Source organism: Dissulfuribacter thermophilus (assembly GCF_001687335.1).
In the GTDB taxonomy this organism is placed as follows: domain Bacteria; phylum Desulfobacterota; class Dissulfuribacteria; order Dissulfuribacterales; family Dissulfuribacteraceae; genus Dissulfuribacter; species Dissulfuribacter thermophilus.
This window is the reverse complement of sequence record NZ_MAGO01000017.1, coordinates 1-16,002: the sequence shown is the minus strand read 5'-3', so window position 1 is coordinate 16,002 and position 16,002 is coordinate 1. Positions and strand designations below refer to the sequence as shown.

General features: G+C 44.5%; 13 protein-coding genes and 2 pseudogenes. 5 read left to right on the top strand and 10 right to left on the bottom strand.

Translation table 11 applies throughout. The annotated features are described in order from the left end of the window. Positions 1–679: 679 nt before the first annotated feature. Positions 680–928: a CopG family ribbon-helix-helix protein gene (locus DBT_RS11325; protein ID WP_067620740.1), complete on the top strand. Its 249-nt coding sequence runs from the start codon at positions 680–682 to the stop codon at positions 926–928. After that, positions 921–1,340: a putative toxin-antitoxin system toxin component, PIN family gene (locus DBT_RS11320; protein ID WP_067620737.1), complete on the top strand. Its 420-nt coding sequence runs from the start codon at positions 921–923 to the stop codon at positions 1,338–1,340. The genes DBT_RS11325 and DBT_RS11320 overlap by 8 nt, the downstream gene beginning before the upstream one ends. Positions 1,341–1,870: 530 nt before the next feature. Here DBT_RS11320 and DBT_RS11860 read toward each other — a convergent pair. The 7 genes and pseudogenes from DBT_RS11860 to DBT_RS11280 form a co-directional block, all read right to left on the bottom strand. Continuing rightward, the gene (locus DBT_RS11860; RefSeq protein ID WP_083186791.1) at positions 1,871–3,958 is read right to left on the bottom strand and encodes an SUMF1/EgtB/PvdO family nonheme iron enzyme; all 2,088 of its coding nucleotides are present in this window, start codon (positions 3,956–3,958) and stop codon (positions 1,871–1,873) included. 825 nt (positions 3,959–4,783) lie between these two features. Then, on the bottom strand, positions 4,784–4,930 hold the full coding sequence (locus DBT_RS12945) for an SUMF1/EgtB/PvdO family nonheme iron enzyme (RefSeq protein ID WP_141674295.1): 147 nt from the start codon (positions 4,928–4,930) through the stop codon (positions 4,784–4,786). Between the two features lie 34 nt (positions 4,931–4,964). After that, complete coding sequence (locus tag DBT_RS11295; protein WP_067620723.1) at positions 4,965–6,887, bottom strand: PEGA domain-containing protein; 1,923 nt, start codon at positions 6,885–6,887, stop codon at positions 4,965–4,967. Positions 6,888–7,164: 277 nt separating this feature from the next. Further along, complete coding sequence (locus tag DBT_RS11290; protein WP_067620719.1) at positions 7,165–7,623, bottom strand: hypothetical protein; 459 nt, start codon at positions 7,621–7,623, stop codon at positions 7,165–7,167. A gap of 2 nt (positions 7,624–7,625) precedes the next feature. After that, positions 7,626–7,976 (bottom strand): hypothetical protein, encoded by a 351-nt coding sequence (locus DBT_RS11285; protein WP_244155360.1) that lies wholly within the window; start codon positions 7,974–7,976, stop codon positions 7,626–7,628. Between the two features lie 39 nt (positions 7,977–8,015). After that, positions 8,016–8,099: pseudogene (locus DBT_RS12940) on the bottom strand (zf-HC2 domain-containing protein); the annotation flags it as partial. Positions 8,100–8,116: 17 nt separating this feature from the next. Next, complete coding sequence (locus DBT_RS11280; RefSeq protein WP_161939973.1) at positions 8,117–8,704, bottom strand: RNA polymerase sigma factor; 588 nt, start codon at positions 8,702–8,704, stop codon at positions 8,117–8,119. Between the two features lie 475 nt (positions 8,705–9,179). Between DBT_RS11280 and DBT_RS11275 the strand changes: the two genes are divergently transcribed. Continuing rightward, on the top strand, positions 9,180–9,524 hold the full coding sequence (locus DBT_RS11275) for an AAA family ATPase (RefSeq protein ID WP_067620711.1): 345 nt from the start codon (positions 9,180–9,182) through the stop codon (positions 9,522–9,524). A 7-nt stretch (positions 9,525–9,531) separates the two neighbouring features. Continuing rightward, a pseudogene (locus tag DBT_RS11270) lies at positions 9,532–10,566 on the top strand (IS630 family transposase). 51 nt (positions 10,567–10,617) lie between these two features. Here the strand turns inward: DBT_RS11270 and DBT_RS11265 are convergent. The 3 genes from DBT_RS11265 to DBT_RS11255 form a co-directional block, all read right to left on the bottom strand. Continuing rightward, a complete protein-coding gene (locus tag DBT_RS11265; RefSeq protein ID WP_067620708.1) occupies positions 10,618–11,070 on the bottom strand; it encodes a hypothetical protein in 453 nt (150 codons plus the stop codon). 64 nt (positions 11,071–11,134) lie between these two features. Then, positions 11,135–13,501: a hypothetical protein gene (locus DBT_RS11260; RefSeq protein ID WP_161939972.1), complete on the bottom strand. Its 2,367-nt coding sequence runs from the start codon at positions 13,499–13,501 to the stop codon at positions 11,135–11,137. A 51-nt stretch (positions 13,502–13,552) separates the two neighbouring features. Continuing rightward, positions 13,553–14,332 carry an IS3 family transposase gene (locus DBT_RS11255; protein WP_161939971.1) on the bottom strand — a complete coding sequence of 260 codons (780 nt, stop codon included), beginning with the start codon at positions 14,330–14,332 and terminating at the stop codon, positions 13,553–13,555. Between the two features lie 104 nt (positions 14,333–14,436). Between DBT_RS11255 and istA the strand changes: the two genes are divergently transcribed. Continuing rightward, positions 14,437–15,555, top strand: coding sequence for an IS21 family transposase (gene istA / locus DBT_RS11250; RefSeq protein WP_067620700.1), 1,119 nt, complete (start codon positions 14,437–14,439; stop codon positions 15,553–15,555). Positions 15,556–16,002: the final 447 nt, after the last annotated feature.

Sequence of the window (16,002 nt, the reverse complement as noted above, 5' to 3'; positions counted from 1 at the left end):
ATCCCTAATCTCAATTAAATTCATGAGAGATTCTTGTAAACGTCTTTCCTGTGTCCAACTTACGACCACGAGGACCAATCTATCATCTTGAATTTCATCCCAAATTTATGCAGCTCGCAAGTTTGCGGAAAATTCATTAAATTACGAGCCCTTGTGGCTTCAGATGCCTGAGGATTTATCACGGATTGAACTTCACCTTTTGGGTGAAGCCACAACGGGAAAAGATGCATGCTAACTATCCAATAATTCATAAAAATTACTTTCCTCAGGCATTTGAAGTGCATAATCTGGGATTATCTTTATATAGAGTGAGACAACACAAATTTATTCAATTCTTTGTTTCTACCACACCCCCTGCCCCTGAGTTAAACACTCCTTGTCCAGGTCTAATGCCCGGAACCAGCAGAATAAATGCGACTGCTATACAGCCTGTCAGCGTAAAAATGGCATACACTTACCTTAAACCACAGATTATGCAGCTCGGAAATTTGCCCAAGATGCAAGGCGGAGGGCACGCAGACATACTATACGGTATTTCAACTGGCCGACAAAACAGCAGATTCGGTAAAATTCTGAGCCTCTTGCGGCTTCAAATGCCTGAGATGCAACCTTTTATTGACTGTCCTTCTTGCGGAAGCCATATTGTAATAACAATATATCAAAACATGCGAGGTTTAAAATGACCACCCAAGTAATAGTCCGCATTGATCCTGATTTAAAAAACAAAGTTTCCAGGCTGGCTAAGGCTGAAGGAAAGAATGTAAGTGAAATTATAAGGGAATTATTAGAATCTTATGTTAAAAATCGTGACATTGGTCAATATATTGATGAATTATGGGAACGAATTGGAACAAAAATAAAAAAGCATGGTTTCTCTAAGGATGATATAGATTCAATTATTCATCAAGTTAGAACAAAAAATGATTAAAGTTGTGGTTGATACAAGTGTTTTTATTTCTTCATTTTTTGGAGGGAATCCTAAAAAGGTAATTGATTTATGGAAAAAAGGTGAAATTACACTATGTCTTTCCAATAAAATTGTTGATGAATATATAGCTGTCCTGAAAAGATTGGGGCTTCAAGATGGAAAAGAATTACAAGAATTATTGGATATTTTTGCAGAAGGCCATCATATCATTTTCACAGCTAAAACCCCCGTTTTAAGTATTGTGCATGATGATCCAGACGACAATAAATTTATAGAATGTGCTGTAGCTTTAAAAGCTCAATATATTATTTCAGGAGATCAACATCTAAAACAAATCGAGAACTATATGGGGATTTTAATCCTAAATCCCAAAAAATTTTCGGAGGAATTTACAAAAAATAAAAAACGATAAGTGTTATCAAGGAGTCCCGTTTTGGCAGGACGACGAATCCACCGTTAAAGTTTGCATTGTTCATTTCTTTTGCGCGCCCAAAAGAAACGAACCAAAGAAAAGGGCGCCCCGGTTGCCGCTTTTCTCCTGCGCGTGTCGCCCCGGACCGGGGCCGCCCGAAGGGCCATCCATGGCCCAACGGCCGGTGGCGGCCTCCATGCCGCCACCCTTATAGGGCCTGTTCCCGACCGGGACTTTCATGCTCGGAAGCGACAAAAGGGGGCTAAAAAAAGCAGCACAAACCACCTAAACATTGCCTCTAAAATCAAATATACAAGCGGTAAAAACATATGCGGCATTCTTCCTGCTTCTTCATGGTATGTTTAGAGAAAACATGATGTCCAAACATGGAGACTACCCCAGGGTAAAGAACACAATCTGTTCTTCCAGGGCAGCAGGCGGCTCCGCGTCCCGCTTCGCTGCGCCCTGCTGCCCCCCGCCGCTGCCTTGCCGGAGGTTGGATTCGCTCCGCTCAATCCACCCTACCTTGCTCACCTTGCCTGACCTGGGGGCAGAACCAGGCGGAAGCCCAAGTAATTAAGCCGGTTCCTGGGCCTGAACCTGTTGCGGTACGCTGAGCGGACGAACCTCGGGTTGAAGTACCAGGAACCGCCGCGAGAAACCCGGTACGAGCCTGATGAAGGGCATTTCGGGTTATTGCGAGGGCTGTTCCTGTAATAATCCTCATCATACCAATCCTCACACCACTCCCAGACGTTACCGCTCATGTCATGGATGCCAAGGCCGTTGGGGGCCTTTGTGCCAACCCGATGGGTTGATCCGCCACTGTTCCCCCAATACCAAGCCAGACGGTCAACAGCGCTTCCACCGCAATATTTTTCCTCCTTCCCGCCGCTCCTGCATGCGTATTCCCACTCCGCCTCTGTAGGAAGACGAAAGGTACGGCCGCTTTTTGAGTTGAGCCTTTTTATAAACTCCTGGGCATCATCCCATGAAACTCTCTCCACTGGATAATCATCCCCTTTCTTGAATTTGGACGGGTTATTTCCCATTACCCGCTTCCACTGCCCCTGGGTCACCTCGTACTTTCCAATCCAGAAACCATCGACGCACACCTCATGAACAGGCTTCTCGTCGCTGTCACAATCGCTTTGCCATGATCCGCACCCCATCTCAAAACACCCGCCGGGAACCCACACGAACTCCATCCCGGTAATTGGCTCGATAAACGGTTTTCTCAACTCATACTTGATGCCGTAAACCACTACAAACCTAAAAATATCAATACGGCCCACAGGAACCTCGGCCGCCCCTGGATACTTAGAGACAAGGCTCTTCCAAGCCGCATCCTTCATATCCTTTCCAAAGGGAGAGGAGACGATGGCTTTGTACTTGTCGATATCTGCCTGAAGCTGTTTCTTGAGCTTTTCACGCTTTTCTGCCTTCAAGCGCTCGAGCTCTGCCCTGCGCTTTTTCTCCTCTTCCTCACGCTTGCGTTTTAACTCCTCGAGCCGTCTCTGCTGGGCCTCCTTCTGCCTCACCATGGCCAACATGTTGTCAAGGTTGTCTGAAGAGGTTGCGGCAGAAGTACCGAGTTTTCTCCTCATCTCGGCAATACGGGCATCAAGGGCCGACAGCTCCGCCTCGCGCCTGGCTATCTCGGCTGCCTCGCGCCTGCGGGCCGCCTCCTGCTGGGCCTCCAGCCTCTTCAAACACTCAAGCTCCGCCTGGCGCGCACGGGCCTGGGCCGAAAGGTCGTCAAGCCGGGCCCCCTGCTTAAGAAAAAAAACATACTCACCTCCCTGACTGCCACCTGTGCCCTGCAGGATTCCATACTGGGGATACTGCTCCGCGTTCTCTATCACACCAGCCTGGATGTAAGGATAGAGATCAGAAGGAATCAAGTAGGGCTTGCGGTTCTCCTTGAGCGCCGCTATGAGAAAATGGGAAAATACGCTGTTGCCTCCAAAACCGGCGTCACTCACAGGCTCAAGCCCACCAGATGTGATGGCCTGGCGCGACGGAAGCTCCCAGGCCTTCCTGATCACCTTCTCGGTGACCTCAGGGAGCTTTCCACGGTGACCACGGAAAAAATCTCCGGCAAAACAGGAGTCTGAAACCAGCAGGATGTGCTTTGCCTTGATGGCGTCAACCTTGAGATAGTTCTTGATGTCGTGGTTGGTTATCCAACTGGACGCATCCCTCACTCCGCTCTCGACAGGTATCCAGCTACCCTCCTTGGTGATGGAGTCAAGGTGCCCGTGGCCGGCATAGAAAATGAACAGCGTATCGTCTTCCCTGACATGCTTCGCAAGGTAGCGGAGCTTGCCTATGATGTTTTTCCGGGTGGCATCCTCATCATAAAGCTCTATGAGATGGGACCTGTCAAAGTGATACCGCTCAAGGAGCACGTCCCGCACGCTACGGGCGTCGTTTACCGCTGTCTTGAGCCTCGGCCAGTGGAGATAGCTGTCGATACCTATTACAAAGAGCCAGTTATCACCTGTCACCTTCTGGCCTGTGGGAGCAACCGGACGAATGGATATGCCCCGGGAGGCAGAACAGAACGCTGGAAATAGCAGGATTATGACAAACAGCAATAAAAATCTCTTCTCCATTCGGTGCGCCCTTCCTCTCTCTTCGTCATCCTCCAATTCGCTTATCAATGGCCTTGCCGGGGGGTGGATACGGCCTTCGGCCTTAAACCACCCTACCTTGATCACTGTTTAAAGATTGATTTATTTTCGAATGTCGAACAGGGAATGTCGAATTACGAATCTTTGTCCTGATGTTAGCCGGCAGTGCCGGTACTGGTTCCGCCGCTGTGCAAGGTCACACCATCTCCATTCCTTCGACACTTAAAAAATATTACCCTGTAGAGACTGTCCTGCAATTATTTTTTTATCAACAAACACCAAACGATATATTGAAACGATATATTGATTAGAATCCGCCGTTAAAGTTTGCATTGTTCATTTCTTTTGCGCGCCCAAAAGAAACGAACCAAAGAAAAGGGCGCCCCGGTTGCCGCTTTTCTCCTGCGCGTGTCGCCCCGGACCGGGGCCGCCCGAAGGGCCATCCATGGCCCAACGGCCGGTGGCGGCTTCCATGCCGCCACCCTTATAGGGCCTGTTCCCGACCGGGACTTCCATGCTCGGAAGCGACAAAAGGGGGCTAAAAAAAGCAGCACAAACCACCTAAACATTGCCTCTAACATCAAATATACAAGCGGTAAAAACATATGCGGCATTCTTCCTGCTTCTTCATGGTATGTTTAGAGAAAACATGATGTCCAAACATGGAGACTACCCCAGGGTAAAGAACACAATCTGTTCTTCCAGGGCAGCAGGCGGCTCCGCGTCCCGCTTCGCTGCGCCCTGCTGCCCCCCCGCCGCTGCCTTGCCGGAGGTTGGATTCGCTCCGCTCAATCCACCCTACCTTGCTCACCTTGCCTGACCTGGGGGCAGAACCAGGCGGAAGCCCAAGTAAATATTCCGGCAACCGGGCCTGCTCCTGTTGCGGTACGCTGAGCGGACGTTCCTCGGGAGGTCGTTCCAGGAACCGCCGCGGAAAACCCGGGGCGTGCCTATACCAGAATGTCAGATTGAATCCGAACTCTTACAACTATTTAGAAAAAATTTTGATTTCGTCGATCCATATTTTATTAATAGTAGCACTATTATTTCCTACTAACGTTATATCATTAGCCCAACCATGAGCCAGATTATTTTCAAAATAAATGGGCCCAATAGTTTGACTTCCTTGCGATAAAGTAAAAGTCGAAGCATTCCAGTCAATATCTATTAAAAAAGTATACCATTTCCCTGGCAAAAGACCGGAAATGGCATACTGAGGTTTATGAGCCCAGCGTGCCTGAAATTTGTCTCCAGTAGAATAAAATGTAATATAAATACCAGCATAGATGAAATATCCGGGTGCTTTTCCAGTTGGCACCCCTTCAGGTAAATAAATATCAAAATATACCTGTTGATCATCCTTGATCAGAGAATTTGGATAATATATCCCTTGTCCCCACCCTTGTTTTCCTTCTATTTTTACTGCGAGGTTTCCTTTAGATGTAGGGGAATCCACTATCTTTATGCGACCAACATCGCCCCACGATTTATTGAATTTCCATGGGGAATCTGGAGTGCCAACACTATAATTTTCAAATCCTTCATAAAATAGGACTTCCCTGGTGCCGGACACCTTGCTTTTCACCTCGTGAAAAGGCGTCTTTCCAGTGTATCCTCCATCTATGTAAACCTTGGACCCTGCGGAAGGGGCTGAAGAGCGACGCTCCAGCCGTATCTCAATATCCATGTCATCCCCGGCGCCAAGGTCTATCCAGCGGCTTACCGTCTTGTAACCCGAACGGCTCACCTCTATATGATAGCGGCCGGGAGAAAGCTCCATGCCAGGCCTGTACTTCGGCTTTATGTTCAGAATACGCACCTTGGCGTCTGAAGGATCTGGCCGTATGGTCAACCATCCACGGGATTTCTCCTGGTCAAGGAACAGCCCTATGACTACCCGACGGCCAGGCTTCACCCTTACCTGCTTCTCCGTGGCAATATAACCCTCCTTTTCCACCCGAACACTCACCACGCCAGGCTTTAAACCAGACACAGTCAACGGCGTCACGCCACGGCGCTCCCCGTCAACATACACCACCGCGCCTGAAGGCACGCTGGTGAACCTCAACCTCCCGGCAGACTGGGCCGGGGACGAAGTGGCCACGTCCTCGTGAACAATACTGCCCCCGGCAACAAAGACAAAATCCCCCTTGTCCAGCTTGGGGTTGTTGATCTTTCCGTACTGGGGGTGCTGACCGCCACGGGAGTAATTCACCACCTTTTCCTGGAGATAGGCACCGAGTTCCTCGCCTGTTACGTAACCGTCCTGGTTCAGGTCGCCGTCGCCTTCAAAGACCGCCTGGAGAAACACTGTCTTGAACACCGAGCGGTCAGGAACCTGTTCATCTTCCCTGCCCGAGGTGATGAACTCCCGCACCGGACGGGCGATCTTTTCTTGAATGTAGGGGGAGGGAGTAGCCCGGTTCATGGCAAAGATGGCGCCGGAAAAGCAGGAGTCGAACAGCATCAGCACATGCCGGGCGCGCACACGCTTTGCCACAGTCTCGATGCGGGGCATGTCAACCGCCTTCTGGAGGAAATCCAGCTCGCTGGTTGAGGGCTGGGGGGCGTCGACCGGCACAAGATACCCCAGCCGGGTGCCGTCGGCCTCCTCAAGAGTGTAGCCATGCCCGGAATACCACAGCATGACGGCGCGGTCCTTGGCCCGGCCATGCATGACTATCAGCTCGTCAAGCGCCCTGCCGAGCCGCTCACCGGTGGGATTCTCCAAAAGGTCAACCTGCCAGCCCGCCCTTCTCAGCCTTAAGGCGACTTCTCTTGCGTCCTTCACCCCGTTTGGCAGGTAGGGCCAGCCGTTCCGGTAGTCGGAGCAGCCTATCACCAGGGCGTAATAGCCGGAATAAAGGGGAATTTCCCGCACCTTGCCAGAAGATGTTCTGGCCTTGACCATTATCCCCCTGGTTTTGCACTGGGCTGGAACATCAAAAAAAACCGCAAACAAAAACAAAAAAAGACCGTAATACAGAACAAACCAACCGTTTTAAACCTGGACACAACCAAAACCCTCTTCTCATCCCCAACTTTTTCTTGCCTGCCTGCCGAATGGTGGATCCGGCCCGAGGCCTTAATCCACCCTACATGGCCTGTGCCTCCTCACCACACAGTTTTTTCCCGATGCCCGCAACACAGGTAATGCTCCTGCGCAATCGGGTTCCGGCCCGTCTTCGTCATTTGAATCGACCCCGAACCCTGAGAAGCAGCATCCCTGTATCAAGGGGAGGACCTCCTATGATCACACTTCCATTATCCACCAGCAAGACCGTAGTATTAAAGGTCCTTCGCCCCTTTTCCCATATATCCATCTCCAGCCTGGCATGGGGGCCGTTGAATCCGGTGAAGTGAAATTTTAGCACCCTTTCCCCGGCGATAGGCGCTTCATAACTGGTATTCTGCATCATATCGAACTGCAGGCTTTCCAACAGAGTAAATCCGGTGAAGTTCAGCACAGGCTTGAGTTCCTCAACGAAGTCCCGGAGCTTCGGGTCCACCCTGCCTCCCCCTGCCTCGGCCTTTATGACCTGGAGATTTACTTGAAGAATGGAAGCGGCCTGGACTGGGGCAGGAAGGGCCGCGGCCATGATAAGAGTCGAGAAAAGGATTGCAACACCGTACATTTTAGCCAACATATTCAGCTCCTGTCACGAGCACTCTCCGGCAATATCCAGATTATGGGCTGACCATCATGGGTTTGAAGCATCATGACCTGACCCGTGGCGCTGGCCACTGATTCCACCATGCTGCCGGGCAAGGGGGCATCGCGGCCTGGCAGCCAAAGAGCAAAAAAAGCTGCCGCAGCAGCTGCGGCAGCGGCTGCCGCCACCCCGGCCTGAAGCCAGGAAGACCTGGACCTGAAAAGCCTGAGGAACCTCTTCCAGGGTGAGGAGCCAGGAAGACCCGCTGCCTCTATCTCCTTCCACATGGCATCCCAGTCTACCTGCGGATTCTCGTCCAGACCGAGGGCCTCGCCTGTAAGGGACATGACTTCCTGGTAGTCCTGGAGCAGTTGGCGGCAGCGTTCGCAGACCTGCAGATGTTCCTCCACCGTAACTCTTTCCTCCGCTGAAAGTTCTCCATCCTGCAGGGCGCTTATCTTCTCTGCCATACCCCGGCATTTCTCAATCATGGCTCATTCCCCTTTACGTAATGTTCCAATATTTTCCTCAACTTCTGCTTGGCATAATGTATCCTGCTGCCAACCGTCCTGACAGGTACACCGGTGATCTCGGCGATTTCCGCATAGCTCCTGTCCTCCAGCAACAGGGCTATGGTAATCCTGTGGTCAGAAGACAGGCATGAAAGCGCCTTCTGGATCACCTGCCGCACCTCTACCCTGGTGATCTCCCGGGCTGGATCACACTGGTTGGATTCGAGGTCCGATGCCAGGAAGTCCATGTCATCTTCCCCGTCTAACTGGACCCTCGAGGCCCACTTGCGTTCCCTCATGCTTCCCATGTACTCCCTACAGAGGTTGACGGCAATCCTGGTGAGCCATGTCTTGAAAGAGGCCTCCCCTCGGTACCCGCCAAGCCCCCTGAAGACCCTGAGGAAAACCTCCTGGGTAAGGTCTTCGGTAACAGACGGTTCATCCACCATCTTCCGAACCAGGTTCCAGACATAGCCCCGGTAACGCTCAAAAAGCAGGCGGCAATGGCCCTTGTTACCTTTGCCGCATGAACATGCTAAGTGTTCATCGGATAAAAAAGCCAATGTCCTTCCTTTTAATTTATATAGATTGGGACAGCTAAAATTTATTCAATTTTTTTGATTGCCCTTGCCCCTCATCTTCCACCTGCCTAATGCTCCTGAAGGTGAACATGGCCTCATCCATGCTCCTTTCCTTCTGCTTCGCGAAGCTCCCTGAAATCGCTTATCCCTATTCCTATCTTCTTACGCTTATTCATGGACCGGCTAAATCCTGCACGGCAAAAGGGGATAATGGGTAAACTCCCCAATTGCAGGATTTAAGGTATACTACAATCCTGATTTTAAGGTCAAGAAGATATGGACATTGGAGACAGAATCAGCTAAGTTTTGCCCAGGTGTTTTATTTTTTAAAATGAATTGTGTTAAAGGCTTTGAACAGGTCAGGTTGAAACATCTTCTTCTGGACACATCCTCTTTCAGGCAGATAAAGGAGAACAGGTGGCTGTATGTGGACAAGACCCGCTGGCTCTAGCGTCTTTTGGACATAGGCGTATGTTATTTCCTTGCAAGGCCCAGGCGGTTCGGCAAGTCCCTCACCATCAACACTCTTTATGAGCTTTTCAATGGTAACAAGGCGATTTTTGAGGGGCTTTACATATATGACAGCTGGAATTTTAAAAGGTATCCAGTCCTCGTTTTCGCCTTTAACGGGGTCCCACGAGGAACTCTTGCTATTCTCACGGCAGGTCTTAAACGGCGTCTAATGAATCTTGCATCTTCCCATGATGTGGATCTTTCGACTAATGGTGAACCAGGAGAGCTATTCCAGGAACTCATAGGTATCTTATTAATGCCTGCAAAAGTAAAGCCATTTATGGTATAATAATTTTATGAAATGTAAGAGAGAATTTGACGGCAGAAAACTTGACCATAAGACCCTTGAAGCCATTCGTATGAGAGCAATTCAGCAAGTCCTTGAAGGCAAAAAGCCATAAGATGTTGCTGATTTTTATGGAATGAATCATCGGACTATTTACAGATGGCTTGAGAAGAATCATTATGGTGGCTTTGATGCATTGAAGGCCAAGCCTGTTCCAGGGAGACCGCCCAAGCTTAATGCAAGCCAGTTGCAATGGTTGGCCAGAACACTAAGAGACAAGGACCCGAGACAACTAAATTTTACATTTGCACTTTGGACGTTGGCAATGGTGAAAGAACTGATTTTCAGGAAGTTTGGTGTGCGTTTAAGCGAGGTATCAGTAGGTCGCATTTTAAAGACCCTCGGTTTTAGTCCTCAGAGGCCCCTTTATAGAGCCACTCAGAGAGACAAGGCTTTAGTAAATGAGTGGAAAACCACAGAGTATCCTAAGATAAAAGCCAGAGCCAAGAAAGAAGGTGCAGTAATATTTTTTGGAGACGAATCCGGAGTGCGTTCTGACTATCATAGAGGCACAACGTGGGGTGAACGTGGTAAAACCCCGGTAGTTATGTCCACAGGTGCACGTTTTTCATTAAACATGATATCAGCAATAAGTCCAAGGGGCCATTTTCGATTTATGACTGTTAAAGGTTCTGTAACTGCAGAGGTGTTTTGTGATTTTTTAAAACGTCTCGTCAAGGGTATGGACCAGAAGATCTTTTTGATTTTAGACAATCACAGAGTTCACCATTCCAAGAAGGTAAGGGAGCTAGTATCGTCTTTAGAAGGGAAATTAGAGATATTCTATTTGCCTCCGTATAGTCCTGATTTGAATCCAGACGAGCAAGTTTGGAACCATGTGAAGCGCAAAGTTAGTCGGTCATTGGTGGTATCAAAAGAGCATTTAGAGAATAGAGTAATGGGAGTCCTCAGATCGTTGCAGAAGATGCCGGCATTGATTCGTTCATTTTTCAAGCATCCCTCATGTTGTTATACAATTGCATAAATACTGATTTTACTTTTGTAGGTATTAATAAAAGTACGAGATTAATATTTATTAAGAAAAAACTATTACAAATCCATTATATTTAATTATACCTCCAACTTCATATCCAATATAAATATCAAATGTCATATTTTTTAAGTCAGAAGGATCGAATATTTGATTTAAAAAATCCACCTCTAAAGTATCATTCAACGTTACAGTTTTCTTTAAAAGTGGTATAGTAATGTCCAAATTTCTAGGCCTAATATACATAAGTAGTGTAGCATCTTTTCCAATATCTTGTCTGTCAACTTTTATAATTGGTAATATTTTTATAAAATTATTTTCTTCAGTATTAATTATAACTTTATTGTGAGATATATCTATTAACTCTCCTTCATCATAAATATTAACACTTAACGGTGTATCCGAAAAAATAGTTTTTACTTTATCTTTTGCTGAATTTATTTCTAGATAATAATCTGTAAGATCTATTACATCAGGTATTTGAACTGCTAAGTACATTGAATACTCTTTAGAATTAAAATATTCTTCTAAAAACTTTGTTCTTTCCTCTAATAGCAGATACTTAAATTTTTGATTCGTATTGAAACAAAAAAAGATCGGTATCTAAAACATAATTATCGGCTGGTTCAAAAATAAAATGACTCTCTCTATTATTCCAGTTAAAATAAACAGTATCATATAACGGCATTATATCAAAAAGATTTGAAAAGTTTGTCAAATCAAAGCAAATTTTATTTTTATAAACTACCATTTCTGGAATGATAGCTCGACTTGTGATATTCATTAATACAATATCATCTGCCAGGTCTGAATTTTGTGTGCTATCAATAACTATTGCACCATTGTAGTCAGTTAAATTAAGAAAATGTTTCTTATTTTCTTTAAATAGTAATACATAATGAGATCCTCCTTCAGATAACAATGGCCAACCTTTTTCTGCAAATTTAACTTGCCTAATAACTAATCTCAATGTTTCAATTTTAAATTTTTTAAAGTCAGTTAGCTCAAAAATTTCATTTGATTTTGCAAATAGTTTTTTTGTTGGCCTAAGACTTCCATTTAGATAAATTAAAATTAAATAATTTCCTTCTCCTTCTAATTTAAATTTTAATTTATTAGGATCAACAACGATTAATTGTGGCCTAATAAAATCAGGGACATCATCACTAGCCCAGTCAACTAATTGTTCCCAAACATGATTATTATCATATCCAAAAACTTCATAGAATGCCTTGACATGATCTTCATAACCTAATTTCTTATAATAATTCCTAAACTGCTCTTGAGTTATGGTTAACCACCATTCAGGAAATATTACGCCACATAAAGATGAGCTTAACCTATAACAATCAGTAGCTGCCCCGTTGCACCCCCATACAACATCATCAGAAGTTTTATGGATAAAGTCTTCTAAAACAGAATCTGACTTTAAAACTTTTTGAGCAGTGTAATGTCGTGTTCCGTATGTATTTCCATAACCAATATTCCCACTCATTATCACAGGAACACCTTCATATCTCCATATAGGAAAATCTTTTGTAATATCATGATTAAATCTCATTAAATTTGACATCTGATCAAATGGATGCCCAGCAAATTCATGTAATATAATATCTAAACTTGTAATTGAAGATGTCTCGCCTGCCAGCATTATGTTTTCGGTCGACCCGTCTAAATAATTGTTGATGATTGCTTCTTTATTACAGAAATTCTTATCTTGCGTATATAATACACACAGATCTTTAGCAAACTCTTTATCCAATGGATAGCTTATTACAACATAATTAGGCAAAAAATCTGTTTTAAATCCCCAATAATCAAAAAAACCTATTTTAAACAACACATCGTATGCAGAGATGGCATATTGTGCAAAATTTTTTAAAAATTTATATTTTTCTGGCCAAAATACATAAACATTTTCTCCAAATAGACTATCCATTTTTATATTAGTGTTAGCTATAACTGCAACTGATTGAAGACAATCATTGCTATTCTCTGAGCAGACTTTTACATTATAAATTTTACTTTCACTATATACATAATAAAAATCAATGAGACCTTCTTTTAAATTATTATCATTTTCATCATTATCATCTAACACAAAATCAAATATATCATCTCCATTAAGATCTATTTTTATATTTTCACATTTATTAAAACACTTTATTCTAAAGCGTAATTTATTATTTATAAATGTCGCACCAGGTTGCACTTCAAAACTTTCTAAATTATAATTTCCTTCTTTTATAAATTTTATATAAGGCCGAACTGTATATTTATCACCATCTTTAACTGTAGGAAACGTTGGTGAATTCCATTCAAGTTCCTCTATTGAATCAGAATTATATTTCACATTATGATAGACAAGTTTTATATAGCTATCTTTAAAAACTTTATAACTTACAGGAAGATTACCTAAATATTTACCAATAGAATTTGAAAAATCAAATCTCAAGAATATATCACTATCATTATATAACTTTGAAATTTTAATCTTCGTCCACTCCCCTACTTCTGATGAAATTCCTTCTCCAAGCTTATCTTGTAATTTTATTCTATAATTTGCATAATTATAGGTATATGCTTGGATTTTAGTTCCTTTTCCTGAAACTAATACATCAATTTCGACAGTATCTTTTGGGACTTTTAATATTAAGCCGATAAGGTTATTCTCGGCATCACTCCATTCTGCAAACTTAATAACAGCATAAGGAGCTAAGGAGGAATCATACAAAGGGTAAATCTGCTTATTAGCAAATAAATTGATTGGAAAAAGTAATACAAATAAAAAACAAACAATTCCTTTCTTCATAGAGCAACCTCTAATTACTTTTAGAATTAAAAATTGTTTTAAATTTTCTTTTTGTTCATACATAACATATAGTTTATTAGAGACCCCCACCTCCAGAGGAAGTGAAGTGGTACCCATTTTTTGTACAGCACATTTGTGATTTTATGTTCGCTTCCATTGCTGGTGTGATCATGCTGCCTTATTTAGCTCATAGATATCATCAGGGGGCTGATAACCAAGAGCCTGATGAAATCTCTCTTTGTTATAAGATTCAAACCAAGTCATAAGCCCTTTACGGAGTTCAGACACTGAGACAACCTCCTGAATATAGATAAGTTCATACTTCAGCGAACGCCAAAGCCTCTCAATGAAAATATTGTCCAGGAATCTGCCACGCCCATCCATGCTAATCCGGATTTTGTTTTTCTCCAGTATCTTTATGAACTCTTCACTGGTAAATTGACTCCCCTGATCCGAATTGAATATCTCAGGAGCCCCATATCGAGCTATGGCCCTTTCCAGGCAGGAAACACAAAACTCGGCATCAAGGGTAGTCGACAGGCTCCAGGCTACTACCTTATGGCTGTACCAGTCTATAATTGCACAGAGATACATAAAATTGCCCATAATCGGGATATAGGTGATATCCGAACTCCAGACCTGGTTGGACCTGGTTATCTTTAAATCCCTAAGCAGATAGGGAAAGACTTTGTGCTCAAGAGCCTTGGTGCTGGTAAAGGGACCAGGAGCTATTGCCCTTAATCCCATGAGCTGCATGAGGCGCCTGACCTTCTTTTCACTCACTTGGTATCCCCTCTTTTTAAGGGCATGACGCATTCGTCTTCTCCCGTAGTAAGGTGTTTTAAGATATTGTTCATCAATGGCTTTCATTAGGACAAGGTCCAGCTCCGATAGCCCTTTGGGCTTATAGTACAAAGAGCTTCTGCTAATGCTGAGTGTTAAAGTCACTTTAATTTCCCCAGGGTAGGGCACTTAAAAATCCCCACTTGGTTAGTCAATGAATAATTAAAGGGTTACCTTGTTTAAGAAATGACTTAAACAGGGGCCTGAGGATGAAGGGGATTGAGATGTATTACACAGTAAAGACATTATTGGATCAAGGATGGAGCATTTCCGGTATTGCCCGTGAGCTGGGGATTGACAGAAAGACAGTGAGGAAGATTCGTGAGAGAGTAAAGGACGGGGAGGTAAAGGTTCCCAGGATGCGAAAGAGGAGCAGGCTGGACGCATATAGAGAGGAAATACTTTCATATTTAGAAGAAGGGCTTTCTGGGGTTTTAATCCACCGCAAGCTTTGTGAGATCCATGGCGTTGAGATCAGCTATAGCGGGTTAAAGAAGTATCTCCGCAAGCTAAAGGTTGGCAAGGATGGCAAGATTCCAATACTTAGTCCCCCTGGTAAAGAGGCCCAGGTAGATTTTGGATATGCTGGAAAATTTTTAATCGAGGGTAAGTGGCGTAAATGTTGGGTGTTTTGCATGGCCCTTAGTTATAGCCGTATGAGCTATTACGAGTTGGTTTTGACCCAAGATACAGAGACGTTTTTGCGGTGTCACATAAATGCCTTTGAGTATTTTGGTGGAGTGCCAGAAGTTGTTCTGATAGACAACCTCAAATCAGGAGTTGTGAGGTCGAACTTTTATGAACCAGAGATTCAATCAGAGTATTCACGAATGCTTCAGCATTATGGTTCAAGCCCGGCAACTTGTAGGGTTAGGCGTCCAGAAGAGAAAGGGAAGGTAGAGTCTGGTATCAAGTATGTAAAAAGATCTTTCTTGAAGGGGCTTGATAGCAGGGAGCTTTCAGGAGCAAGAACAGAGCTCAAAAGATGGCTCGATGAAATATGCAATAGCCGTGTTCATGGTACTACCCGCAAGGTCCCCAGGGAGGAGTTTGAGAGAACGGAAAAGAGAGCTCTTAAGCCATTGCCATTAAGGAGATATGAGGTTCCATTTTTGTCCAAGCGAAAGGTCAATGCCTATAGCCATATATACTACAAATATAATTATTATTCTGTTCCCTATAGGTATGTAGGCAAAGAAGTAAGTTTAAAGGCCACCTCCCACCTATTGCATATTTTTGACAAAGACCTAAGTGAGATAGCCGTTCATATAATCTCCAATGGCAAGGGGGAGTTTATAACAAATAAGAGCCATATTCCAGGACTATAAGCTGCCCAAGCCACGGTCCTATTATGAGGCCAAGTGTAAAGAGATAGGGCCATTTGTGCTGGATTTTTTAAACCATCTTGAGAAAGCTTTTCCCCAGAGTTGGCGGAGATCAATCCAGGGAGTTTTATCTTTAGGCCAAAGTTTTGACCCTGATGTATTAAACAAGGCCTGTGAAAGGGCCATAGTTTTTGGAGCCATAAGCTATAGATCAGTCAAGAGGATATGCGAAAACGGCCTCTATGTTTCTAGTGACACAAGAGGATCAACAGTCACTGGATCAGGTTTTGCCAATGACTTGTCAATATATGACAGGTTGGCTGGAGGTGAAGGCCCATGGAAATAATAAAACAGCTTCAAGGCCTTAAGCTATCTGGAATGGCCAAGAGCATAGAGGCCAGAAACCAGAATGCCATTGAAAACAATCTCTCTTACCTGGATTTTATCTCC

Excerpts from the sequence above, each read along its gene's own strand:
- DBT_RS11860 (WP_083186791.1), bottom strand. The coding sequence starts at position 3,958 with ATGGAGAAGAGATTTTTATTGCTGTTTGTCATAATCCTGCTATTTCCA.
- DBT_RS11290 (WP_067620719.1), bottom strand. The coding sequence starts at position 7,623 with ATGTTGGCTAAAATGTACGGTGTTGCAATCCTTTTCTCGACTCTTATC.
- DBT_RS11295 (WP_067620723.1), bottom strand. The coding sequence starts at position 6,887 with ATGGTCAAGGCCAGAACATCTTCTGGCAAGGTGCGGGAAATTCCCCTT.
- DBT_RS11260 (WP_161939972.1), bottom strand. The coding sequence starts at position 13,501 with ATGGGTACCACTTCACTTCCTCTGGAGGTGGGGGTCTCTAATAAACTA.
- istA (WP_067620700.1), top strand. The coding sequence starts at position 14,437 with ATGAAGGGGATTGAGATGTATTACACAGTAAAGACATTATTGGATCAA.
- DBT_RS11265 (WP_067620708.1), bottom strand. The coding sequence starts at position 11,070 with ATGTACTTAGCAGTTCAAATACCTGATGTAATAGATCTTACAGATTAT.
- DBT_RS11325 (WP_067620740.1), top strand. The coding sequence starts at position 680 with ATGACCACCCAAGTAATAGTCCGCATTGATCCTGATTTAAAAAACAAA.
- DBT_RS11285 (WP_244155360.1), bottom strand. The coding sequence starts at position 7,976 with ATGTCCCTTACAGGCGAGGCCCTCGGTCTGGACGAGAATCCGCAGGTA.
- DBT_RS11320 (WP_067620737.1), top strand. The coding sequence starts at position 921 with ATGATTAAAGTTGTGGTTGATACAAGTGTTTTTATTTCTTCATTTTTT.